Raw genomic sequence first — 22,563 nt, forward strand, 5'->3', positions numbered from 1 at the left:
GTTAGACTGCGCAAGTGACCTCGACCACCCCGGCCGCTGCCAGCGCAGTACCGGTCAAGCGCCGCCGCGACCGCGCGGCCCGCGAGCGGGAGATCCTCGACGCGGCCGAGCACATCTTCGGCGAGCGCGGGTACCAGGGCACCTCGATGGACGAGATCGCGGCCGCCGTCGGCGTCTCCAAACCGCTCGTCTACCAGTACTACGGCTCCAAGGACGGGCTGTTCCTCGCCTGCCTGTCCCGACTCCGGGCGCAACTCCTGGACGCCGTCTCCGACGCGGTGCTCGGGGCGAGCGACCCGGAGGACGCCATGTACTCCGGGTTCGTCGCCTGGTTCACGTTCCTCGACGAGCATCCGCGCGCGTGGTCGGTGATCGTCGACGAAGGGATGCTCTCGGCAGGTCCCGCCGCACAGGCCGCGGACGAGGTCCGGGCCGACTTCGTCGGACTGATCGCGACCATGGTCCGGCTCAACCTGCCGGCGGACCGGGCGATCGACGAGGAGCAGGTCCAGATCGTCGCCCAGTCCATCTCCGGCGCCACCGAACGCCTCGCCATCTGGCGAACCCAGAACGGCGGCTCCCCCACCCCGGAGAAACTGGCGACCACCCTGCAGGAACTCCTCTGGCGAGGACTGGACGCCCTCCGCGGCTGATCCGCGGGCCCCCACCCCATCAATCGGCGCCCACCCAGCACCGTCCGTGCTCGACACGGAAGTCTCCTCCGGCCGATCCCTGCTGATTGATGGGCTGGGCGTCCGCACACCGGGCCCGGCACGGCGGCACCGGAGCGGCGTGATCTGATCGATTTGTGCGTACATTGCGGGTGCCACCGACGGCGATGGTGCTGGGTGGGATCGTCTCCGTCCAGTTCGGCGGGGCGCTGGCGGCGAAGCTGATCGAGACGTTGGGGGCCCCGGGCACCGTTGCGCTCCGGCTCGCGATGGCTGTCCCGATCCTGTTGCTGATCGCCCGCCCGTCGCTGCGGAACCGGACGAAGCGGGACCTGCTCGCGGTGGTTGCCTTCGGCATCGTGCTCGGCCTGATGAACCTGTCGTTCTACCTGTCGCTCGAACGGCTCCCGCTCGGCGTCGCCGTCACCATCGAGTTCATCGGGCCGCTCGGACTCGCAGCCGCGTTGTCCCGGAAGCGCCGCGACCTGATCGCCGTCGCGGCGGCCGCGCTGGGCGTAGTACTGGTGAACGGGCAAGAGCTCGAGGCCGTCGACTGGGTAGGCATCGGCTTCGCGGCGCTGGCCGGCGCCCTCTGGGCCTGCTACATCCTGCTCAGCGCCGAGACCGGCCGCCGGTTCGCCCAGCTCGACGGTCTGGCGCTCGCGATGGTGGTCAGCGCGCTCATCACCGTACCCATCGGCATCACCAGCGCAGGCGCCGAACTCCTGCACTGGCACTCCCTCACCCTCGGACTCGCGATCGCCCTGCTCTCCTCGGTTCTCCCCTACTCCCTGGAGACCCTCGCCCTGCGCAGAATGAAGCCGGCCGTATTCGGCATCCTGATGAGCCTCGAACCGGCCGTCGGCGCCATCGCCGGCTACCTGATCCTGGACCAGCGCCTGACGATCATCCAGCTGATCGGCATGGCCTGCGTGGTCGGCGCCTCCATCGCCATCACCCGCACCCCCCGCTCCGAAGCACCCGACATCTGACATCCCTGAGGACAGCCCTGACGGGCGACCCTGATGTGCGGCTGACGGATGTCATGGGTACGTCGTGACGGCCGAACCAGGGCCGGTACGCCGTGCGCCAGCAAGCTTCTGGGTATGACGACAACGACTGCGGTCACCCTGAGCGGCGTGACCAAGAAATACGGCACAGTCCAGGCCGTGGCCGGGGTGGACCTCACCATCCGGTCGGGCGAAGTGGTGGCGCTGCTGGGCCCGAACGGCGCCGGCAAGTCGACCACGATCGAGATGCTGATCGGCCTGGTCCGGCCCGACCAGGGCAGCGTGCAGGTCTTCGGCACGACGGCCGTCGACGCGATCGCCGCGGGCCAGGTCGGCGTGATGCTGCAGAGCGGCGGGATCATCGAGGACGCCAAGGTGGGCGAGCTGCTGAACCTCGTCGCCGGGCTGCACCGCAAGCCGCTGCCGGTGAACGAGGCGCTCGACCGCGCGGGGATCGCGGACCTGGCCGACCGCAAGATGAAGGGCTTGTCCGGCGGTCAGAAACAGCGGGTGCGGTTCGCGATGACCATCATCCCGCAACCCGACCTGATCGTGCTGGACGAGCCGACCACCGGCATGGACGTCGAGTCGCGCCGGGACTTCTGGGCCTCGATGCACGCCGAGACCGCGCGCGGCCGGACCGTGCTGTTCGCCACCCACTACCTCGAAGAGGCCGACGCGTACGCCGACCGCGTGGTGCTGATGCGGGACGGCAGGATCACCGCAGACGGCACCGCCGCACAGATCAAGGCCAGCGTGTCCGGCCGGACCATCCGGGCCACCGTGCCCGGCGCTGACCTGGCCACCCTCGCCGCGCTCCCCGGAGTACGGACGGTGGAGACGCGTGGCGACGTAGTACTGCTGCAGTGCGCCGACTCCGACGACACCCTGCGCTACCTGCTGACCAACACTTCCGCGCACGACATCGAGGTGACCTCGGCCGACCTCGAGGACGCCGTACTGGCGATCAGCGCCGAACAGGAGACCCTCGCATGAACCTCGACTACCTGCTCTTCGACATCAAGCGCACGCTGCGCAACCGCCGGGTGCTGATCTTCTCGATCCTGATGCCGCTGATCCTCTTCGTCATCTTCGGGATGAGCCTGAAGCAGACCGACACCGAGGCCGGCATCTCCGCGATCGCCTACGTGATGGTCAGTATGGCGATGTTCGGCTCGCTGTCCGCCGCGATGAGCAGCGGCGGCGTGATCGCGATGGAACGAGACGGCGGCTGGAACCGCACCCTGCGGCTCACCCCGCTGAAGCCGCAAGCCTACGTGGTCACCAAGGTGATCCTGTCGCTACTGCTGGCGATCCCGCCGCTGGTGGTCGTGTTCGCGGCCGGGATGATCTTCGGCCACGTGCATCTGAGCGCCGGCCAGTGGGCCTCGGTGGCGCTCGTCTCCTGGCTGGGCGCCCTGCCGTTCGCCGGTCTCGGCCTGGTCATCGGGTACGTCGCGAAGCCCGACAGTGTCCAGCCGATCACCGGTCTGACCACCATCTTGATCGCCGCCTTCGGTGGGTTGTGGCTGCCGGTCGAGTCGATGCCGTCGCTGATGAAGCACATCGCCGAGTTCACCCCGGCGTACTGGACCGGGCTGAGCTCCCGCAGCGCGCTGTCCCAGAGCGGCCTCGACATGCACGCCCTGCTGGTGGTGCTCGGCTGGACCGTGGTGCTCGGCGCCATCGGCCTGCGCCGCTTCCGCGCCGACACTGCCCGCGCCTGACTCCGGTCCTTCGACCCCGACAGATAGCGTGACAGCGTGACGTTCATCAACCAGCCGATCCCGGACGGGCCGGTGCCAGGACCCTTCGGGGACGTCCGCCGGCGCGCCGGGATCGGCTGGCTGTTCGCGGGGATCTGGCTGGTCTTCCTGAGCAAGCCGCTCGGCGAGATCCTGAAGCACCGGGAGATGGCCGAGCGGGTGCTCGGGATCGCCGCGCTGGTGCTCTTCGCGCTCGGCTACCTCGGATTCTTCGGCTGGGCCCGCTACCAGAACCGTCAGGGCACGCAGCTGCCGGTCGTTGTGCGGATCGGCTTCCTCGTCGCCCTGCTCGCCATGACCGCGCTGATGATTCCGGCCGCGGGCGAGAGCAGTCTGACCACCCTCGTGTACGTCGAGGCGCTGGGCATGATGTTGCTCCCCCTGCGGGCCGGGGTGTTCCTCGGGCTGTCGTTGCTGGCGCTCGTCGAGATCTCCCTGCGGCTGGTCCCGGGCTGGCACGACGACGGCACGTACGGATTCTCGATCGTGCTCGGTGGGCTGGCGGTGTTCGGGCTGCGGCGGGCGATCTTGCGCAGCGTCGAACTCGCCGAGGCCCGGAAGGACTTCGCCGAGCTGGCCGTGCAGGAGGAGCGGAACCGGTTCGCGCGGGATCTGCACGACATCCTCGGGCACTCGCTGACGGTGATCACTGTGAAGGCCGAGCTGGCCGGGCGGTTGATCCCGGCCAATCCGGACCGTGCGGCAGCAGAGGTCGCCGATGTGGAACAACTCGCACGGGCGGCGCTGGCCGACGTACGGGCGGCTGTTGCGGGGTATCGCGAGCTGAGTCTGGCCGGGGAGCTGGTCGCTGCGCGGGCGGCGCTGCAGGCGGCCGAGATCAAGGCGGACCTCCCGACGACGGTCGACGAGGTGCCGGAGAAGAACCGCGAGCTGTTCGCCTGGGTGGTGCGCGAGGGGGTCACGAACGTGATCCGGCACTCGGGCGCCAAGCGGTGCCGGATCGAGCTCGGCAAGTCCTCGATCGAGGTGATCGACGACGGCAAGGGACCGACTCCCAGCGGCGAGATGTCCGGGCACGGGCTGATCGGGCTGCGCGAGCGGGCGAACCAGACCGGCGCGACCGTGACCGTCGGGACCGCGCCGGACGGTGGGTTCCGGCTGGCTGTCAGAGTTGACCCGTGAGCATCCGACTGCTGATCGCGGACGATCAGGCACTCGTCCGGGGAGCCCTGGCCGCGCTGCTGGACCTGGAACCCGATCTCGAGGTGGTGGCCCAGGTCGGTCGGGGCGACGAGGTCGTCGAAGCCGCTCGTACGTCGAAGCCGGACGTGGCTCTGCTGGACGTGGAGATGCCCGGGCTGGACGGGATCGAGGCAGCCGCCGCGCTGCGGTCCGCAGTACCGGGGGTGCGGGTGCTGATGGTGACCACGTTCGGGCGGCCAGGGTATCTGCGCCGCGCGATGGAGGCCGGCGCTGCGGGATTCGTCGTCAAGGACACTCCTGCTGCGCAGTTGGCCGATGCTGTACGGCGGGTCAGTCAGGGGCTCCGGGTGGTCGATCCGTCGCTGGCCGCTGAGACCCTCGTGGCCGGCACCAGCCCGCTGACCGCCCGGGAGTCCGACGTACTGCGAACCGCCCGCGAAGGCGGCACTGTCGCGGACATCGCGCGGGAGCTTCACCTTTCTGAGGGAACCGTCCGTAACCACCTGTCCGCGGCCATCGGCAAGACCGGCGCCCGGACCCGGGCCGAGGCCGTCCGGATCGCGAACGACAACGGCTGGCTCTGAGCGGCTGGCTCCTGCCGACTGGCTCTGATCGGCTGATTCTGGTCGGATGGCGGGTGGTCCGGGCGATGACTGGTGGTTGGGTTTGAATTAGGCTGGCCGGTGGGGGAAAGGGGATCTGATGTCGATCGAGCATTTCAGTGCCAAGGGGCGGCTGGCAGACACGGGTGAGGGGATCACCGGGGACGAGTTGCAGTTGGCGGCCCGGAATCACGGGATCCCGCTGGAAGCGCTGCGGTACGAACTGACGCCGCCTGGGTTGCACTACGTCCTGGTGCACTACGACATCCCAGCCACGAACGCGTCGACCTGGCAACTGACGGTCGATGGTTGCGTTGAGCAACCACTGTCGTTCGGGCTGACCGCGTTGCGAGCGATGGGGCGGGAGACCGTGCGGGTCACCCTGGAGTGCGCGGGCAACGGGCGCGCCGGGCTGCATCCGCGGCCGATCAGCCAGCCGTGGCTGATGGAGGCTGTCGGCACGGCCGAGTGGACAGGTACGCCGCTGGCCAACCTGCTCCGCGCGGCCGGGCTGCGCGAGGACGCGGTGGACGTTGTCTTCACCGGCGCGGACCATGGGTTCGAGCGCGGGGTCGAGCAGGACTACCAGCGCGGGCTGACCGTCGCCGAGGCACTCGATGCCGGCGCGCTGATCGCCTGGGAGATGAACGGTATGCCGCTGCCGCCACAGCACGGGTATCCGCTGCGGCTGGTCGTGCCCGGCTGGTACGGGATGGCGAGCGTGAAGTGGTTGCGGTCGATCGAGGTGATCGACCACGAGTTCGCCGGGTACCAGAACGCGGTCGCCTACCGTTTCCGCCAGGAGTCGAACGAGGACGGCGTCGCGGTGACCCGGATCGAGCCGCGCGCGCTGCTCATCCCGCCCGGCCACCCGGACTTCATGAGCCGCCACCGGATCGTTGCCGCAGGCACCGTCACGCTGCAGGGCCGGGCCTGGTCGGGGTGGGCGCCGATCGAGCGGGTCGAGGTCAGCGTCGACGCCGGAGTCAGCTGGCAGGACGCGAAACTCGATGCCGCGAGCAATGACCTCGCGTGGCGCGGCTTCGAGTACGACTGGGATGCGCGTCCGGGCGAGCACGTGCTGACAGTCCGCGCGTACGACGAGAGTGGCCGGGTGCAACCGATCGAGGCACCGTGGAACCGTGGCGGCTTCGCGAACAACTCGGCCCAGCGGATCACCGTGCTGGTGAGGTAATCACCTGGGTGCCACTCAATACGTCGTACGGAGTTCGCGGTAGGAGGATCGACCAGCCAGGCGGTCAGACGGCGCCAGGCCAGCTGTCGGGTACGCCCACTCTTTCGCATCTTCGCGACCAGCCGCGTGTCGGGTCGCGAAATCGGCGCCCGGCGGTTTCATGATGGGAAGTGGGCAACGCACGATTTCTCACCTCACGGGGATGCGGGCGATGAACACACCGGGCACGGAGATCCACCTGCACGCAAGAGTCTTCCGAGCAGGCTGCGACTGGTACGCCGACATCGACGACCATCTCGACCCACAACCGGACGACCCCTTCTGGTACGGCTACTACGACACCCAGCGAGCCGCCATCGATGCCGCCTGCGAACGCATGGCCGCCTTCAACCGAGCCCGAGCCGAACGCATCAGCCAACAGTTGTTGTCGTTGGCAAGCATCGGGTGAGGTGGCCGCTCCGAGCATCCTGCCGAGCGCAGACCGCTCAGGCGGTGCACAAAGTCAGCTCGGCGCCTGGCCGCGGTACGGACTTGGCTGGCTGTGTGGGGTGGGGCCGGAGTACAGGTCACTCCGGTTTGTTGCCTACGGCACCGCCGATCTGGTACGGCGTGCTGACGCCTTCGTAGGCGAGGTGGGTCATCAGGCCTTGGGAGGCGTGGGGGAGGTTGTGGCAGTGGTCCATCCAGATGCCTGGGTTGTCGGCGAGGAAGGCGATTTCGTAGGTCTCGTCGTCGCCCACCTCGAGAGTGTCGATCCACCAGGGGGAGCCGGTGGCGGCCACCCCGTTGCGGGAGAGGACGACGGCGTGGTGGCCATGCAGATGCATGGGGTGTGCCTGGCCGCTGGTGTTGCTGATCTTCATCCGCACCACGTCTCCCTCGGCGACCATGAACATCGGTACGTCGGGGAACTTGTGGCCGTTGATCGTCCACCACAACCCCGGTACGCCGTCCAGGAACCCGGGCCTTCTGCCGATCCGGTACTCGAAGGACCGATCCGCCTTCGCCGGGTCCAACCCCAGCGGCGCCGGAGTCCCATAGCTCAACAAATCAACGGTTTCCGACGACAGCGCCTCCCCAGGTACGTCAGCATCAGCCGGCCCGATCGCCATCGACACAGCAGCAGAACCAGCATCCAACCGCAAGGCACCCCGCGCAGGAACGACCACCTCGAGATCCACCCGAGCGCCAGCGGCCAACGCATACCCAGCAGTCACAGGAGTCGGCCCGTGTACCTCGCGCCCGTCGACCGCGATCACCTTGTACGGCGCCCCGACCAACCCGGTCCGGACGATCGCGTTGTCCGTGTTGATCACCCGCACCCGGACCGATGTCCCGGCAGGCGCATCCACTCGCTGAGACCCGGTCCGGCCGTTGATGGTCCGCTTGCCGTCGTACGTGTGGATCGCGGCAACCACCTCGTGAGCACCGGCCTCGTGAGCACCAGCCTCACGAGCACCGGTCGCACGAGCACCAGCCTCACGACCGCCGGCCGCAGTACCGCGCGGTGAGATCACGATCGTGCCGAAGAGACCACCGCGGACCTCCTCGCTCGACACCTGGTGCGAGTGGTACCAGTACGTCCCCACCTGCTCCGCCTGGAATCGGTACACGTGCTTCCCCCCGACCGGTACTGCGTCCTGCGTGACTCCGGCGACCCCGTCCTCCGCGTTCGGTACGTCGATGCCGTGCCAGTGCAAGGTGGCCCCGTCCGGCACGGACTCGTTCACCAGGGTCACCTCGACAAGATCACCCTGGCGCGCCTCGATCAGCGGCCCCGGCGAACTGCCGTTCAGGGTGAACCCGTCAACCGATTGCCCGCTTGCGAGGGTGAACTTCTGCTTCCGAGCGGTCAGCGTCACCGCGACATCCGGCGTACCAGTGGTCGGACCCACCAGGTCCGCCACGCTCTTCCCGCCGTGGTGCATGTGCTCCGCGGACGACGGCCCGCCGCCGTAGTCGGCGTACCCCATGTCCATCGCCGAGTAGTTGCCGGGGACGAGGCTGGTCGCCCAGAGATAGGCCAGCGGTACGAGTACCGCCAGCGCCACCCCGAGGGCGACCAGCCGCCCCTTCCACCTAGCCACTAGTCGCGGGCTGGGCCACGGTGGCGGCCCGTCGGGACGCAGCGCCGGCCACACTGGCGATCGCGAGCCCGTTGATGCCGTGCAGGATGCCGAGCGCCGGGACCCCGAACGACACGATCGCCAGCAGGAACTGCAGGACCACCAGACCGACGACGATCCCGGCCAGCATGCGGCCGCGCGGTACGTCGGTCAGGAACGACACGATCAGGAACACCAGCGCGAGCAGCCCGATCGCCGTACCGGCGATGCTGTGGAAGCTCTGCCCGAAGTTGCTGTAGTCCGCGCCGATGGTGGTCCCGTCCTCGGCGTCGCTGGCGATGGTGAACCCGGCCAGCGCGATCGACGCGACCTGGAGCACTACCGCCACCGCGATCGCGGACGCGAGCACCCGGTAGACCGCCCTCATGCCCGACGCTCCTGGTTGCGCTTCTTGTAGATCACGACGCCGGCCACGATCAGCAGCAGCGGCAGCACCGGCGGGTGCCCACCGCCGACCACACAACCGATCGATGCCAGCACTCCGATCACGGCGAGCGCGAGCAGCAGCGGGAACGGGATCTTCCCGAACGGCCCCTTCGCGACCCACGGCGGCCTGGCGCCGCTCCACTGCCCCTGACCGGGACCACCCGGACCGCCCTGACGAGCGGCGTTCGCGTCCTGCGGCGCGGTCCACGGCGGCCGCGTCCAACCCCACGGCGCACCCTGTTCCGCCTGATCTTCAGCGGCCGGCCGCTCGCCGGGAAGATCCGCGAACAACCCCACGAGGTCCTCCTGGGTCTTCGCCTGCAACGCCTCGCCGACGCGCTCGTGGTGCTCCTCCGCGCTCAACCGGCCGGCCTCGTAGTGAGCGCCGAGCCGCTTGACCGCGTCTTCCCTCTCCTGGTCGCCTATGCGGATGCTTCCGCCCGGCCTCTCCTCGTTCATGACACTCCTCGATGCTCGCGATTTCCGACTGCACCGATCGTGTCCTCCGGGTCCCCCTCACCGCGTCGCCTCGGCGGCTACACCTCGGCTACTCCAGCCGACGCACCCTGCACCCCTGGACGCAGTTCGACGTACTCCCGCTGGGGTATGCCGTACCAGGGACCGGGCCAGGGTCGAACCCCCAGCGGGCGAGAATCGGAGGATCCGGAAGCGCTGCTCGGGTTAGGGTCGACAGCGGTCGCGCCGATCCGTGCGGCCGCCGGCAGACTCCGGCTATCCAGTGAGGCGACTCCCCCAGTCTGCGTGGATCGCGGAACGGATGGCGCCCCATGCCCAATCCGGCGAGCCGGCGATCCGCGCCGAGAGACTCACCAAGACCTACCGCTACACCGAGCAGAGCCCCGGGCTGACCGGTGCTCTGAAGGGCCTGTTCCGCCCCGACAGGCGGGAACGCCTAGATGGTTGATTCCTTGAAGGTGATCAGTGGTCGTAGGCGGTGAGTGATCGTTTGCTGATGCCGCCGGTGTTCCAGTGCCGGGCTGGACCAGTTTTGCAGATACCTGTCCAAGCAACCTTTCGCCAGGTCGCTTACGTATCCTCCTTGTGACAAAACATAGATGGACAGCGACCGGCGGGTGGGTCAGAGCGGTTCCCGGGGCAATGATCTGGGGCGGAGCCTGCCTGCTACTGGCCGGATACGGTACGCAGTGGTCCGCGATCCTGCTCTTCTCGCTCTACCTCGGCGTCGGCGTCATGCTGCCAGGCGTGCTGGTGTGGCGCTGGCTCCGTGGCAACGTGGACGGTTTCGCGGTTGATCTCGCCTTCGGCACGGGTCTGGGGTTCGCCCTCTCGATCCTGACGTACGTCCCCGGCCGCGCGATCGGCGTACCGGTGCTGCCGCTGATCGTCCCCATCGCCACGCTCGTGGCCTTCCTCGTAGTGCCGCGGCTCAGAAGGCGTCATTGGCGCAGTGACAGGGCGCCCATGCCGCTGTGGTGGTCGTACTCCGTTGCTGCGGCGGCAGTGCTGGGCCTGTGGGTGATCACCCGCTACGGCCTGGAGATCGAGCCCATCGGCTTCCCCGACGCGGCGTTCCAGTACAGCGACATGTCGTACCAGCTCGCCCTGGCAGGTGAGGTGAAGCACCACATGCCCGGCCAGATTCCCTTCGTCATCGGCGAGTCGCTGAACTACCACTGGTTCCTGCATGCCGAGGTAGCCGCGGCCAACTGGCAGACCGGAATCGAGCTGGACCTGCTGCTGCGCCGCCTCTTCCCCGTCATGGCGGCGCTGCTGCCGATCCTCTCGGTCGCAGCCTTGACCACCCGCCTGGCCCGCCGTTCGTGGGCGGGCCCGCTGGCAGCCTGGCTGCTGATCACGGTCACCAGCTTCGACGTCTACGGCTGGGGTGGGCGCGCACTGATCAGCCAGGCGGCGTATTCGAGCGGCGTCCTCATGTACAGCCTTACCCACGCCTTCGCGGTTGTCCTCGCCCTGCCGGTGGTCTGGGTGATCGTCTGCCTCCTCCGCAACGACACGCGGAAGGGCAACTGGGTCCTGCTGGCAGTAGGTCTCGCAGCACTCGTGGACGCCAAGGCATCCTTCGTCCCGATGTTGCTGGCCGCCACAGTCCTGGTGATCGCAGTCGAGCTCGTCACCGACCGCAAAGTCGACCGTGTGACCGTCGGCCTGGCCGCATCGGCTCTAGTGGCGCTCGTCTTCGCGCAGGTCGTCCTGTTCAGCACTGGCTCATCCGGTATTGCGCTGGAGCCCGGCCAGAGCCTCCGCGCGCTCGCAAGCAGAGTTGGTTTCGGCAGTCACTATCACAGCCCCGTAGCCGCCATAGCCGTACTGAGTACTACGGGCGCCACGCTGCTGGTCTCCTGGGCAATGGCCGGAGCCGGGATGCTCGGCTTTCTCACGAAGAGGATGTGGAAGGACCCGGCTGCGGTGTTTCTCACCGGATTCCTCGTGGCTGGTCTGGCAGCGGGCGTATTGCTGCGCCACCCTGGCTTCAGCCAGCTCTACTTCGTCCGGGCCAGCTTTCCAGTGGCGATAGCCGCCTCTGCCTGGGGCCTGACCATTCTGCTCGACAAGGTCCGACTGCGGGAGCTTCTGCCCAGGATGGCCATCGCACTGGCTGCGGGCATGCTGATGGCGAAGATCCTCCGCGCGGTGACGCCGGACAGGCCCACCAAGAAGGACGGCCTGCTCTTGGTCAGCATCCAGGTCATCTGGCCCTGGCTGGCTGTCCTCCTGGTGGCAGCGGCCGCCGCCCTGATCCTGCGCAAGACTCGAGAACGCGCCCTGGCCCTCGGCCTCGGCGTACTCGTTGTGTTCGGCGTGGGCTCGGCGTGGATCCCGCGGACCGCAGTGACAACTCTCACTGACCAGGTGTGCGTGTCCGGCCCGGAGCGTCCCGAGTGCAGGCATACGAGACGACAGATCCCGGCAGGTGGCGCCCAGGCGGCCCAGTACATCAGAGACCATTCGGCGGTCACCGACCGGCTGGCCACCAACTCCCACTGCACCCCCGTGTACGGCGACAAACAATGTGACGCCCGCAACTTCTGGCTCTCCGGGTACGCCGAACGCCGGGTGCTGGTGGAAGGCTGGGCCTACACCCCAACCGCGCAGAGCCGCAAGGACGGCAAGGGCGCCATCAATGGACCCTTCTGGGACCAGCGGCTCCTCGCGGCGAACGACCGGGCCTTCCGCGACCCGACGGCAGCGGACCTGAATTATCTGCGTACGACCTACAACGTCCGCTGGCTCGTGTTCGACACGAACCTGAACCGCCCGTCGGCCCAGCTCGAGCGCATCGCGCCGCACCGCTATAGCTCCGGCGCCGTCGAGGTCTACGAGCTGGTGCCGCCGAGCACGCCGGAGACCGCCTCGCCCAGCTAGTGGCGGACGCGGTTCGAGGCCGAGGGGCTGGTCAGTTCGGCATGGTCGCAGCCGGGCGGGACCGGACGGCGACGATCCCTCAGGCGGTGATCGATCGGATCCTCGAGTTGACTCAGAACTCCACGCCTGAAGGCGAAACCCATTGGAGCGCCCGCGCGATGGCCGACCGGGTGGGGGTTTCCAAGGACACCGTGCGTCGGGTCTGGTCCGCGCGCGGAGTCCACCCGACAGAGCGGTGGTGTTGTGCCTGGATGAGAAGTCCTCGGTGCAGGCGCTGGACCGGACCCAGCCGTCGTTGCCGCTGGTCAGGGTCGGGCGGCCACGATGACCCGTGACTACAAGCGGCACGGGACGACCACGTTGTTCGCCGCCCTCGACGTCTTGACCGGCAAGGTGATCGGCTCGTGCTTGCCCAAGCACCGCCACAGCGAGATCCTGAAGTTCCTCAAGGGTCATCGACGCCGAGGTGCCCGAGGGTCTGGAGGTGCATCTGATTCTGGACAACTACGCGACTCACAAGCACGCGAATGTCCAAGCCTGGCTGGACAAACACCCACGGTTCAGCTGCACTTCACGCCGACATCGTCGTCGTGGCTGAACCTGGTGGCGCGCTGGTTCCGTGAACTGACCGACAAAGCCCTGCGCCGCGGAGTCTTCCACTCAGTGCCCGACCTGATCGCCGCGATCGAGGTCTACCTCGACGCCCACAACAACGACCCCAAACCCTTCGTCTGGACCGCGACCCCCGAGGACATCCTGGCCAAGGTCGCCAGAGGACGCGTCGCTCTACAAGCAGTTCCTCAAAACTGAGACACACCACCAGATCAACCGGACCTGTGGCCGTTCTGCCACCAAGGTCCCCCACCACGCCTATCCGCGCGGCCTCTTAGGGGCTTGGACTTAGGAGCCGGTCGACAGGATCTGGTCGACTCCTAGTCGATGGCGTGAACTTCCAGCAGGATCGCGTTCTCGGGCCACTGCGCCGGCACCTGCACGCCGACCGCAGCGAGGGCTGCGCCGTTGAGCTCCACCCGGCCGCCGTCGACCCACCACGGCGCCGAGTTACGCGGCTCCGGGCCGGGCGTGGCGACCTTGCCCACCCGGTACGTCCGGTTCGGGTCGAGCCCGGGCAGCCGGACGCGGCCGACGTCGGAGGTGACCGACTGGGCTATCTGTACGGCGGAGTAGACGGCGCGGGATCCGTCCTGCGCGACGACGCCGTGCAGCAGGAAGTCGTCCGAACCACGGTCGGCCCGGACCACCCGGCCGGTGTGCAGCAACGGCCGGAGTTCCTTGTGCAGCGCGACCCACCCTGCCAGCTCGGCGCGCTCCTCAGGAGTCGCCGCGGTGATGTCCCACTCGATGCCGAAGTGGCCGAACAGCGCGGTCGTGGCCCGGAACGCGAGGTTCTGGGTCCGGCCGGTCGTGTGCGCCTTCGGCGGGCCGACGTGGCAGCCGATCAGCTCCGGCGGCAGCAGCAGCTGGGTCCAGCGCTGGATCTTCTGCCGCTCCAGCGCGTCGTTGCTGTCGCTGCCCCAGACCCGGTCGGTCCGCTCTAGGATGCCGAGGTCGACGCGAGCGCCACCGGACGAGCAGGACTCGATCTCCAGGCCGGGGTGGCGGCGCTTGAGCTCGTCCAGCAGCCGGTACACGCCCAGCGTCTGCTCGTGGATCCCGGCGGTGCCGGTCTGCTGGTTGCCCCCGTCAACGAAGTCGCGGTTGTGGTCCCACTTGAGGTAGGAGATGTCGTACTCGTTCAGCAGGCTGTCCAGCCGCTCGAGCAGGTAGTCGTAGGCCTCGAGGATGCCCAGGTTGAGCCCCTGCTGGTGCCGTGCGGTCGGCGGCATCCGGTTGCCGGTGGCAAGGATCCAGTCCGGGTGCTCACGGGCCAGGTCGGAGTCGGGGTTCACCATCTCCGGCTCGACCCAGAGGCCGAACTGGAGGCCGAGGCCGGTGACGTGGTCGACCAGCAGGTGCAGCCCCTTCGGCCAGATCCCCTCGTCGACGTACCAGTCGCCGAGGCCCGCGTGGTCGTCGCGGCGGCCGCGGAACCAGCCGTCGTCGAGCACGAAACGCTCGGCTCCCACCTCGGCCGCAGCGTCGGCGAGTGCCTTCAGCTTGTCGAGGTCCAGATCGAAGTACACGGCCTCCCAGGTGTTCAGCACCACCGGGCGGTCGGTCTTCGGGTGCGTCTCCCGCGCCCGCAGGTACTCGTGGAATCGCGTCGACACCCGGTCGAGGCCGACGCCGTACGAGCCGTAGATCCAGGGGGTGGCATAGGAGCCTTGCGCTTCAAGGCGGCCCTCGCCGGGGAGGAGGAGCTCGCCGCCGCCGATCACGGCGTACCCACTCATGCCACGTTCGGCGTACGAGCGGTGGTTGCCGCTCCAGGCGGTGTGCACGGCCCAGATCTCGCCGGTGCCGAAGTCGAAGCCGCGGGTGCCGGCGATCAGCAGCAGAGTGGCGTCGGCGCCGGTGCGGCCGCGGCGGTTGTCGCGGATGTGCGCGCCCTGGGTGAACGCGTGCCGCTGCGGGACGCGCTCGCCGATGTGCCGGCCGGTCATGTCGAGCAGCTCGGTCGCCTCGGTCGGCACCGGCAGCGCGAGCACCAGCCCGTCGACCGTGTACGCCGACACGCCGGTGTTCGTGAGCTCGGCCTTCGCCCGGACCAGGCCGGAGTCCGTCAGCTCGATGGTGAGGTCGACCTTGAGGCCGGCCTGCTGGTCCGAAGCCTGGACCTTGAGCGTGTTCCCGGTCTGCTCGACAGCGGTCAGCTGGAACGACGCGGAGAAGTCGTGGCCGTCGCGGTGCCCGTTGAGCCCGGGCAGACCGAACCAGCCGGCGGAGTACTCGGGGATGATCGCGACCGGCAGGTTGTCGTCGAGCCCGTTGCCGGCCTGGACCGCGCCGGCGCCCCGGCGGAGATCGGCCAGCGCGGCCTCGTCCAGGGCCCCCAGGTCGGCACCCCAGTGCAGGACGGACGGCAGGGCAGGACCGGAGCAGTCCAGGACCAGGCTGACACCCGCCGAGCGGAGCTGCAGCACCTTGATGTTCGACACTGTTGATTCACTCTGCTTTCTGATTGTTTCAGGACGGAACTATTTACCCAATCGCGACAGGTGTCAATAGCTTCACGCGGTTAAGTAAATACCTTAGAGCCCGCCTCCCTCGCTGCACAGGGCCGTGCCTGATGCGGCCACGCTCAGCGCAGAGCCGGCCACCGATTGACCGCTATCCGGTCACCTCGCGGGACGGCTCTGGCTGAGCACAGCCGCGTCCTCGCGGGACGGCTCAGGCTGAGCGCAGCCGCGTGCGTACGAGGAGGTCGTGAAGTGCGGCGTCGGCCGTCGGTCGATCGGCCAGCTTCGAGTCGGTCTCGGCCTCGTCGAGTACTGCCTGGAGCGCGACGACATCCCGCTCGAGCAGGTCCCTGGACGGCCCGGTCAGCGGCCCATGCTCAGCCTCCGCCTTGGCCGCCATCAACTCCCCCAGATACCCCGGCACCTCGGCGCCGATCGTCTGCAGTTCGCGCAGGTCAGCCTGTACTTCGCCCGCGCGCATCAGGTGGATGCCGGTGACCAGCACCCGGAACGTGTAGAGCAGGGGCTTCAGCTCGCCCGACTTCCCGAACAGCGTCCACTGGGTGCTCGCGAACCCGCGATAGTGGTGCGCGTGCCACTTCGTCAGGCAGCCCGGCGCCAGAGCGACGATTTCCTCGTGCTCCGGGGTCGTGGCGACGACGAGCGGCGACAGCACCTGCTCCAGCACGTAACCGTTGCGCCGCAGCATCAGCCGGGCGAACTTGGCCAGGTCGTGGGTGACGAGATCGACCTCGGCCTCGTTCTGGAACCAGGTGCGGTCGAGCGTCTCCGGGCCAGTGGTCAACCCGACGACCTCCTCGGCGGGCAACACGTGCACCCCGCGCAGGTCGACGTGGGAGTCCCGGCTCGGGAAGCCGTACAGGTGAGCGCCGGAGACCGTTGCGAAGAGCAACCGGTACGGCTGGTCGGCGATGGTGCCGCGCAGCTCGTCGTAGTCGAGCTGCCGCATGTCACGCGTCACTGATGCTCCTCCGCCGGACCGATCTGAGCCAGGCGTCGACCCTACCGACATCGGGCGTGGCCGGCAGTCCGGTTTTCCGCAACGCCTCGTCGAGCCCCTCATGCAGGCCGAGCCGCCAGCGCTCTACTTCTAGCCATTCCACGGCCCCGGCCTTCACCGCGAGCAACCTGTCGCGATGCGGACCGACATCGACGACCAGCCGGCCTTCGCTCAGTAAAGTACGGGCTGCTAGCAACAACCGGAGCAGGTGCATGACGTGCTTCCACTTCGGCGCCCCGTCCCGCCGGAAGTCCGCCTCGAGCTTCTTGAACTGGCTCAGCACGTAGCCGGAGTACGTCTGGTACGCGAGCTGCGACAGGAACGCCTCGCGGAGTCCGACGAGCTCCTCGCCGAGCGGGGTCTGGCGGACCACCAGCGGCGAGTGGAGCACCTCGAGCAGGTTCGCCTTCAGCGCGAGCTCGCAGAACCGCTCGACCTCCCAGGAGAACCACTCGTCCTCCGGCCCGTCCACGTGAGTCGGCGGCTTGGCGAGCGACCAGAACGCCTCGGTCGGCGCGACGTACACCCCACGCGTGTCCGTGTCGGAGGCGTCGGTGTCCAACCCGAACGCGCGCGAACCGACCACCGCCGCGTAGATCGTGTGCTCTCGGACCAACTTGTCGCCATCGGGTTGATCCACGGCAACAGCCTCGTCCTGGTACGCCGTACGCAGGCTGAGCTGATCCCGCTGAGCCGTGGCGTCCCGCCCATCAACCAACCTCACGGCGTACCGGCCGTCCGGGGTGACACCACTGACCCGCCCGGTCGCCCCGCGCTGCGCAATCCCACCCTCGCCGTCTGGCCGCGCCACCCGCAATACAACCTGAGTCCCCACCGGCAACAGCGGCCCCTCAACAGACATGCCGCCCATGCTCTCTCACTCCCGGACCGCCACCACTCACCAACTTCCCGCCGCCGCTCGCGCCGAGCGTGAGCACCCGATTGGGGAGCGTATTGATGAGTGCTGCAGCTCCGGTCTGGCTTATTGACAAATGAAACTGTCAATAAGAGTCTGGTGGGCATGAGGTTGCTGGAAGAGCCGGAGAAGGTGCGGGCTGCGCTGTCGCCGTTGCGGCGGAAGCTGCTTGATCTGCTCCAGGAGCCTGCCTCGGGGACTCAGTTGGCGGCTGCCCTCGAACTGCCGCGGCAGCGGGTGAATTACCACCTGCGGGAGCTCGAGAAGGCCGGGCTGGTGGAATTGGTCGAGGAGCGGCAGCGGCGGGGATGTGTCGAGCGGATCTTGCGCGCGACCTCCGGCTCGTTCGTCGTGGACCCGTCCGTGATGGGGCGCACCTTCAGCCGGATCGGCGACCAGTACGCGGCCGAACACCTGGTGGAAGTTGCCGCTGGCACCGTTCGCGACGTGGCCCGGATGCAGAACAAAGCCGATGCCGCCGGCAAGCGACTGCTGACCTTCACGCTCGAAGCCGAGGTGCGATTCACCGAGCCCGGCGACGTGCACCGCTTCACGGATGCGCTGACCGAAGCTGTCCGGCAGACCATCGAGGCCTTCGACGCCGAAGGCGGCCGCCCCTACCGGGTGATCGCCGGCGGCCACCCGGCACCCCGCAGTACAGAAGGAGGGAAGTCATGAGTGACGAGACCCCGGTGATCGTGGTGACGGTGGCCGCGCCCGTCGACGCGGTCTGGGACGCGCTCCGCGACAAGGAAAAGATCCGCCACTGGCACGGATGGGAGTACGAGGGGCTGGACGCCGAGATCGACCTGATCTTCTTCACCGGGTACACCGAGGACACCGGGGACAGCGAGAGCCGGACGCTGGAGATCCACGGCGGCGACCGGTTCGTGGTGGAACCTGTCGAAGGTGGTTCGAGGATCACGCTGACGCGCGCGCCGCACGGCGACGACCCCGACTGGGACGCGTACTACGACGACATCACCGAGGGCTGGATCACCTTCGTCCAGCAACTCCGCTTCGCTCTCGAACGGCATCCCGGTGAACCCCGCCGGACCTTGTTCTACTCGGGCACCGGCGATCGCAGTACGGGTCCGGCCGAGCAACTGGGGATCACCGCAGCCGTCGGCTCGGAGTACGAGGCGGACCTGGTCGGCGAGCGGGCGACCGGGCGGGTGTGGTTCCGGTCGGACAACCAGGTGGGGCTGACGGTCGACCAGTGGGGCGACGGACTGCTCGTGTTGAGCCATGTTGGCGCCGGCGAGAAGAAGCCGAACGGTGCGGCGATGGCCGTTCTCACGTTTTATGGGCTGGACGATGCCGCTCTTGCCGGGACCGACAAGCGGTGGAGCGACTGGTGGTCGCCGCGGTATCCGTCGACCGAGTGACACGGTGGTGACAGGGCGCATACGTGCCAGCACTCTCGGTCTATCCTTCGACGTTACCCGGGAGTACATTCTCGCTGCACGGTGACCACCACGGGGTCCAAATGGGGTCACCGACCCTCGGCGAGGAGGCCTTCCGGTGCTCAGTCCGCGAAGTCGTCGTTTGTCCTTGACCATCACCACTCTCGTCCTGACGGCCGGCAGCCTGGTCGTCACCACCCCCGCCGCCCACGCGGACGGCCCCGGCTCCGGCACGCCGTACGTCGTGACCGTCGGGGACTCCTACATCTCGGGTGAGGCCGGCCGCTGGGCGGGCAGTTCGAACAACTCCGAGGCACCGGCGGACGCGCTCGGCGCCCACGCGTACCACGACAACGCGGCCGGCACCGCGGAGACGATCGCCAGGTGCCACCGCAGCAGATCCGCCGAGGCGTTCATCGGCGGCGGCGTCGGCGGGCTGAACCTCGCGTGCTCCGGCGCCCGCACGAACACCACGACCGGGGACACCTTCAAACCCGGCCTCGACTTCTACGACGACGGCGCGGGCCACCTCGGCCAGGCGAAGATGCTGCAGCACTTCGCCGCCACCCACAACGTGAACCTGGTAGTCGCGTCGATCGGCGGCAACGACTTCAACTTCGCCTCGATCGTGACGTCGTGCGTGACGGACTTCCTGCTGTCGCCCTCATGGTTCCCGGACTACTGCAAGGACGACTCGTCGGTGGTCGCGAACTTCACCTCGGCCAACGTCACCGCAGTACGGGGCCGGATCGCGACGTCGTTCCAGAACATCCGGACGGCGATGCGCAACGCGGGCTACGCGGACAACGCGTGGAACCTGCTGATCCAGACCTACCCGTCGCCGATCCCCCCGGCCAGCGGGTTCCGCTACGGCCAGACCGGCTACACCCGCCAGAACATCGGCGGCTGCGGCTTCTGGAACGCGGACGCCGACTGGGCCAACACGACGGCCCTCGCCACCATCAACAACACCGTCCGAGCCGCCATCACCCAATCAGGCCTCTCGAACACCCGCCTCCTGGAACTCCAATCCACCTTCAACGGCCGCCGCCTCTGCGAAAAAACAGTAGGCCTCTACGAAGAGGTAGGCCTCTCCTCATGGACCGCCCCCACCGCGGTCGACAAAACCGAATGGATCAACCAGATCCGCACCGTCACCACCATCGGCTCCAACCACTACATCCAAGAATCCCTACACCCCAACTACTGGGCCCAGTTGGCCCTCCGCTCCTGCCTCCGCCAGTCCTACGCCCAAAGCCGAGGCGGCAGCTGCGCGATCTCCGGCACAGGCCTCCAAAACGGCGAACCGAGGATGACCCTCAACTAGCTGCTGCTCGCGTCGGGCGGGCGAGATCCTGGGTTTCTCGGCCCGCCGGGCTCGAATTCGCCTCGGCGGACGGGCCGAAGCTCATCCTTGGGAGCGCGCGTGTTCTACGTACATTTTCAACGCCTCCACGGTCGTAAACACGTGGTAGCCGCGCGCGGCTACCTCCCTTCGGCCGACGCTTCGTCCAGTTCCAAGACCACCGGAGAGCCGATTCCTTCCTGCAACCCGTTGGGCCAGAACGCCTCGGCGGTGCAAAGGTGCTCGCCGGTATCCTCGTCCGAGACCTCGATGTCTCCTCGGCGCTGGACCATGGGAGCTGGCTGAAGATCTCGCTGCAGTACCGGCCTGGCGCGACCAGCCGATGGCTGCCTTTCGACGCAGCGAAGCACGGAGCGAAATCAGGGGGCGAGAAGGTTGTCCTGCTGTCGCAACCGCTGTTCGCGGCCGCGGTCGTCGCTTACAACGCCGCTGCCGACCACGCGCCGCGCTGTGTCTGGCTGGACGAAGCGATGACAGGCGTGGACGAAGAGATCAAGGCATCGTTCATGGGCCTGACCGTGAGCTTCGATCTCGACGTGATGCTGACCGCTCACGACGAGTGGTGTAAGTATCCGACCGTCCCCGCGGTCGCCGTCTACGACGTGACCCGCCACAAGGGCCTGCCCGGCGTCGACGCGGTCGCCTACTGGTGGTGCGGCGACGAGTGGACCGCAGTCGAGATCGCAGCCAGGGATGACGACACCACCGATGTGCTCCAAATAGGGCCCTTCACAACGTGGGGTGTAGTTGGGGACCGAAATGCGCCGGGGCGCCCGTCAGGGATCGGCGCCCGCTCGATGCTGGCGGCGGCGCTTGATGCCGGATGGGCCGTCGGCCATGATGTCGGCGTGGAGTATGTGTCCAGGGTGCCCGGTCCGCCGCTGGACGGGCTGATCGACGACCTCTACTACCTGGAGGGCGCCCCGCCGTACTCCCGGTTGATGCTGCCGGCGGCGCCCGCGCCATTGCTCATCGTCAACCTCGGGGCGCCGTTTCTCATCCGCGCAGGCACCGACGTAGACGCCGTGGAGTACGCCGACGGCTGCGCGGTCACCACGCCCACGCGTGCGTGGGAGTTCAGCTACCCAACCCCGACCCGGTCCGTGGGCGTCCACTTCAGGCCGTGGGGCCTGGCACCGTTCCTTCCGATGCCCGCGGCCGAGTTGTGCGACCGACCTGCGACGGTGGAGCAGATCTGGGGCCAGCCCGCTATCGCTGAATTGCGACACCGACTGACTTTGGCGGACGCACCGCACGAGATGCTGATGTTGCTCGAGGAGGAACTGGTGCGACGGCTGCGGGTGATCGACGGTCTTGACCTGGTCCGCCAAATGAGCAGCGCCGTCGCGGCGACAGGCGGGACAGTGCCGATCAGCGACATCGGTGTGGCGGCCCGCGCCAGCAGCACGTATTTGGCGAAGCGGTTCAAGGCCGTAGTCGGTGTCACGCCAAAACGGCTGGCTCGCAGCTACCGCTTCAGCTCCACCGTGTTGGCGCTCGACGTCGCTGCACCGATCGACTGGGGAGACGTTGCCGCTGGCGCGGGCTACTTCGACCAGGCCCACTTCGTGCGCGAGTTCCGGGAGTTCACCGGGCTCACGCCGACCCGGTACGCCGAAGTCCGGCGGCGATTCCTGCGCGATCATCCCGACCACGTCCTGGACGGCTGGCCGCTCCCAGCCGATTGATTTCGTACAAGAGCGACAGCTCACGCCGCACAAGACTTGGGACTCCAAACAGAGGAGGAATCCATGGGGAAAGTGGTCATGAACGCGTCGGTTTCGGTGGATGGTTTCATCGCGGCTGAGAACGACGATCCCGGTCCTATCTTCGAGTGGCTGGTCAGCGGTGACGTGCCGTTGGACGACAGTGGCGTTCTGAAGGTGTCGCAGGCTTCGTTCGACTACGTCCGGCCGTACTGGGACGAGGTCGGGGTGACCATTGCCGGCCGTCACGCCTTCGACATCACCGACGGCTGGGATGGGACGCCTCCGAGTGGGATCGACCATGTGCTCGTGGTGAGTCACCGTGGTGCGCCCGAGGGCTGGGACCTCCAGGCGCCGTTCCACTTTGTCGACGGCATCGAGGCGGCCGTGGCCAAGGCGCGGGAGCTTGCGGGTGACCGCACTGTCGAGTTCGGTGCTGGCGACGTCGGCGGCCAGGCGCTCGCCGCAGGTTGGGTCGACGAGGTACGCATGGACGTCGCACCCGTCGTGCTCGGGTCCGGTAAGCGTTACTTCGGCTCCGTCGACGCGCAGCACCTGCTGGAAGGCCCAGACGTAGTTGTTCAGGGCAACCGGGTGCTTCACCTGCGCTATCGGGTGCGCCGTTGACCGATCTGAGTGGGTACGCGAAGAAGTCCGCTGCGACGGTGACACGAGATCGGGCGTCCGGCTGCGTTTGTGCATCGCTGCCCCGGGACGGAAGTCGTGGTCTTCCAGATTGGCA

At 68.0% G+C, this 22,563-nt stretch carries 21 protein-coding genes and 1 pseudogene; 16 read left to right on the forward strand and 6 right to left on the reverse strand.

What is annotated here, in order from left to right; all coding sequences use genetic code 11:
• Positions 1-14 precede the first annotated feature (14 nt).
• From EV644_RS01860 to EV644_RS01895, 8 genes are all read left to right on the forward strand, one after another.
• Positions 15-653, forward strand: a complete 639-nt coding sequence (locus EV644_RS01860; protein WP_132187260.1) for a TetR/AcrR family transcriptional regulator — start codon at positions 15-17, stop codon at positions 651-653.
• Between the two features lie 155 nt (positions 654-808).
• The gene (locus EV644_RS01865) at positions 809-1,663 is read left to right on the forward strand and encodes an EamA family transporter (RefSeq protein WP_132187259.1); all 855 of its coding nucleotides are present in this window, start codon (positions 809-811) and stop codon (positions 1,661-1,663) included.
• A gap of 114 nt (positions 1,664-1,777) precedes the next feature.
• Positions 1,778-2,677 carry an ABC transporter ATP-binding protein gene (locus EV644_RS01870; protein ID WP_132187258.1) on the forward strand — a complete coding sequence of 300 codons (900 nt, stop codon included), beginning with the start codon at positions 1,778-1,780 and terminating at the stop codon, positions 2,675-2,677.
• Positions 2,674-3,408, forward strand: coding sequence for an ABC transporter permease (locus EV644_RS01875; protein ID WP_132187257.1), 735 nt, complete (start codon positions 2,674-2,676; stop codon positions 3,406-3,408). Before EV644_RS01870 ends, EV644_RS01875 begins: the two co-directional genes overlap by 4 nt.
• A gap of 36 nt (positions 3,409-3,444) precedes the next feature.
• On the forward strand, positions 3,445-4,590 hold the full coding sequence (locus tag EV644_RS01880) for a sensor histidine kinase (RefSeq protein ID WP_132187256.1): 1,146 nt from the start codon (positions 3,445-3,447) through the stop codon (positions 4,588-4,590).
• Positions 4,587-5,195: a response regulator transcription factor gene (locus EV644_RS01885; protein ID WP_132187255.1), complete on the forward strand. Its 609-nt coding sequence runs from the start codon at positions 4,587-4,589 to the stop codon at positions 5,193-5,195. Before EV644_RS01880 ends, EV644_RS01885 begins: the two co-directional genes overlap by 4 nt.
• A 118-nt stretch (positions 5,196-5,313) precedes the next feature.
• Positions 5,314-6,408: a sulfite oxidase gene (locus EV644_RS01890; RefSeq protein WP_132187254.1), complete on the forward strand. Its 1,095-nt coding sequence runs from the start codon at positions 5,314-5,316 to the stop codon at positions 6,406-6,408.
• A gap of 211 nt (positions 6,409-6,619) precedes the next feature.
• Positions 6,620-6,856, forward strand: a complete 237-nt coding sequence (locus EV644_RS01895) for a hypothetical protein (protein ID WP_241997833.1) — start codon at positions 6,620-6,622, stop codon at positions 6,854-6,856.
• Positions 6,857-6,974: 118 nt separating this feature from the next.
• Here the strand turns inward: EV644_RS01895 and EV644_RS01900 are convergent, their stop codons facing one another.
• The 3 genes from EV644_RS01900 to EV644_RS01910 are packed head-to-tail and all read right to left on the reverse strand — an operon-like array spanning position 6,975 to position 9,419.
• Positions 6,975-8,495: a multicopper oxidase family protein gene (locus EV644_RS01900; protein ID WP_241997832.1), complete on the reverse strand. Its 1,521-nt coding sequence runs from the start codon at positions 8,493-8,495 to the stop codon at positions 6,975-6,977.
• Positions 8,488-8,901, reverse strand: a complete 414-nt coding sequence (locus tag EV644_RS01905; protein ID WP_132187252.1) for a hypothetical protein — start codon at positions 8,899-8,901, stop codon at positions 8,488-8,490. The genes EV644_RS01900 and EV644_RS01905 overlap by 8 nt, the downstream gene beginning before the upstream one ends.
• Entirely contained in the window at positions 8,898-9,419 is a 522-nt protein-coding gene (locus tag EV644_RS01910; RefSeq protein WP_132187251.1) for a DUF1707 SHOCT-like domain-containing protein, read from the reverse strand. Before EV644_RS01910 ends, EV644_RS01905 begins: the two co-directional genes overlap by 4 nt.
• 319 nt (positions 9,420-9,738) lie before the next feature.
• Here EV644_RS01910 and EV644_RS44350 point away from each other — a divergent pair, with 319 nt between their 5' ends.
• The 3 genes and pseudogenes from EV644_RS44350 to EV644_RS01915 form a co-directional block, all read left to right on the forward strand.
• Entirely contained in the window at positions 9,739-9,885 is a 147-nt protein-coding gene (locus EV644_RS44350; RefSeq protein WP_158292717.1) for a hypothetical protein, read from the forward strand.
• A gap of 194 nt (positions 9,886-10,079) precedes the next feature.
• Positions 10,080-12,326 carry a hypothetical protein gene (locus EV644_RS45105; protein WP_199239660.1) on the forward strand — a complete coding sequence of 749 codons (2,247 nt, stop codon included), beginning with the start codon at positions 10,080-10,082 and terminating at the stop codon, positions 12,324-12,326.
• Positions 12,327-13,136, forward strand: a pseudogene (locus EV644_RS01915) (IS630 family transposase); the annotation flags it as partial.
• Positions 13,137-13,258: 122 nt separating this feature from the next.
• Here EV644_RS01915 and EV644_RS01920 read toward each other — a convergent pair.
• From EV644_RS01920 to EV644_RS01930, 3 genes are all read right to left on the reverse strand, one after another.
• Entirely contained in the window at positions 13,259-15,385 is a 2,127-nt protein-coding gene (locus EV644_RS01920) for an alpha-galactosidase (RefSeq protein WP_132187250.1), read from the reverse strand.
• Between the two features lie 232 nt (positions 15,386-15,617).
• Positions 15,618-16,388: a nucleotidyltransferase domain-containing protein gene (locus EV644_RS01925; protein WP_241997830.1), complete on the reverse strand. Its 771-nt coding sequence runs from the start codon at positions 16,386-16,388 to the stop codon at positions 15,618-15,620.
• Complete coding sequence (locus EV644_RS01930) at positions 16,378-17,289, reverse strand: nucleotidyltransferase domain-containing protein (RefSeq protein WP_199239598.1); 912 nt, start codon at positions 17,287-17,289, stop codon at positions 16,378-16,380. Before EV644_RS01930 ends, EV644_RS01925 begins: the two co-directional genes overlap by 11 nt.
• 159 nt (positions 17,290-17,448) lie before the next feature.
• Between EV644_RS01930 and EV644_RS01935 the strand changes: the two genes are divergently transcribed.
• From EV644_RS01935 to EV644_RS01960, 5 genes are all read left to right on the forward strand, one after another.
• Positions 17,449-18,021 carry an ArsR/SmtB family transcription factor gene (locus tag EV644_RS01935; protein ID WP_132187249.1) on the forward strand — a complete coding sequence of 191 codons (573 nt, stop codon included), beginning with the start codon at positions 17,449-17,451 and terminating at the stop codon, positions 18,019-18,021.
• The gene (locus EV644_RS01940; protein ID WP_132187248.1) at positions 18,018-18,731 is read left to right on the forward strand and encodes an SRPBCC family protein; all 714 of its coding nucleotides are present in this window, start codon (positions 18,018-18,020) and stop codon (positions 18,729-18,731) included. Before EV644_RS01935 ends, EV644_RS01940 begins: the two co-directional genes overlap by 4 nt.
• Positions 18,732-18,897: 166 nt before the next feature.
• Positions 18,898-20,076: an SGNH/GDSL hydrolase family protein gene (locus tag EV644_RS01945; protein ID WP_132187247.1), complete on the forward strand. Its 1,179-nt coding sequence runs from the start codon at positions 18,898-18,900 to the stop codon at positions 20,074-20,076.
• A gap of 257 nt (positions 20,077-20,333) precedes the next feature.
• Complete coding sequence (locus tag EV644_RS45110) at positions 20,334-21,803, forward strand: helix-turn-helix domain-containing protein (RefSeq protein ID WP_199239599.1); 1,470 nt, start codon at positions 20,334-20,336, stop codon at positions 21,801-21,803.
• A 63-nt stretch (positions 21,804-21,866) separates the two neighbouring features.
• A complete protein-coding gene (locus EV644_RS01960; protein WP_132187246.1) occupies positions 21,867-22,448 on the forward strand; it encodes a dihydrofolate reductase family protein in 582 nt (193 codons plus the stop codon).
• Positions 22,449-22,563: the final 115 nt, after the last annotated feature.

Source organism: Kribbella orskensis (assembly GCF_004342085.1).
GTDB lineage: Bacteria > Actinomycetota > Actinomycetes > Propionibacteriales > Kribbellaceae > Kribbella > Kribbella orskensis.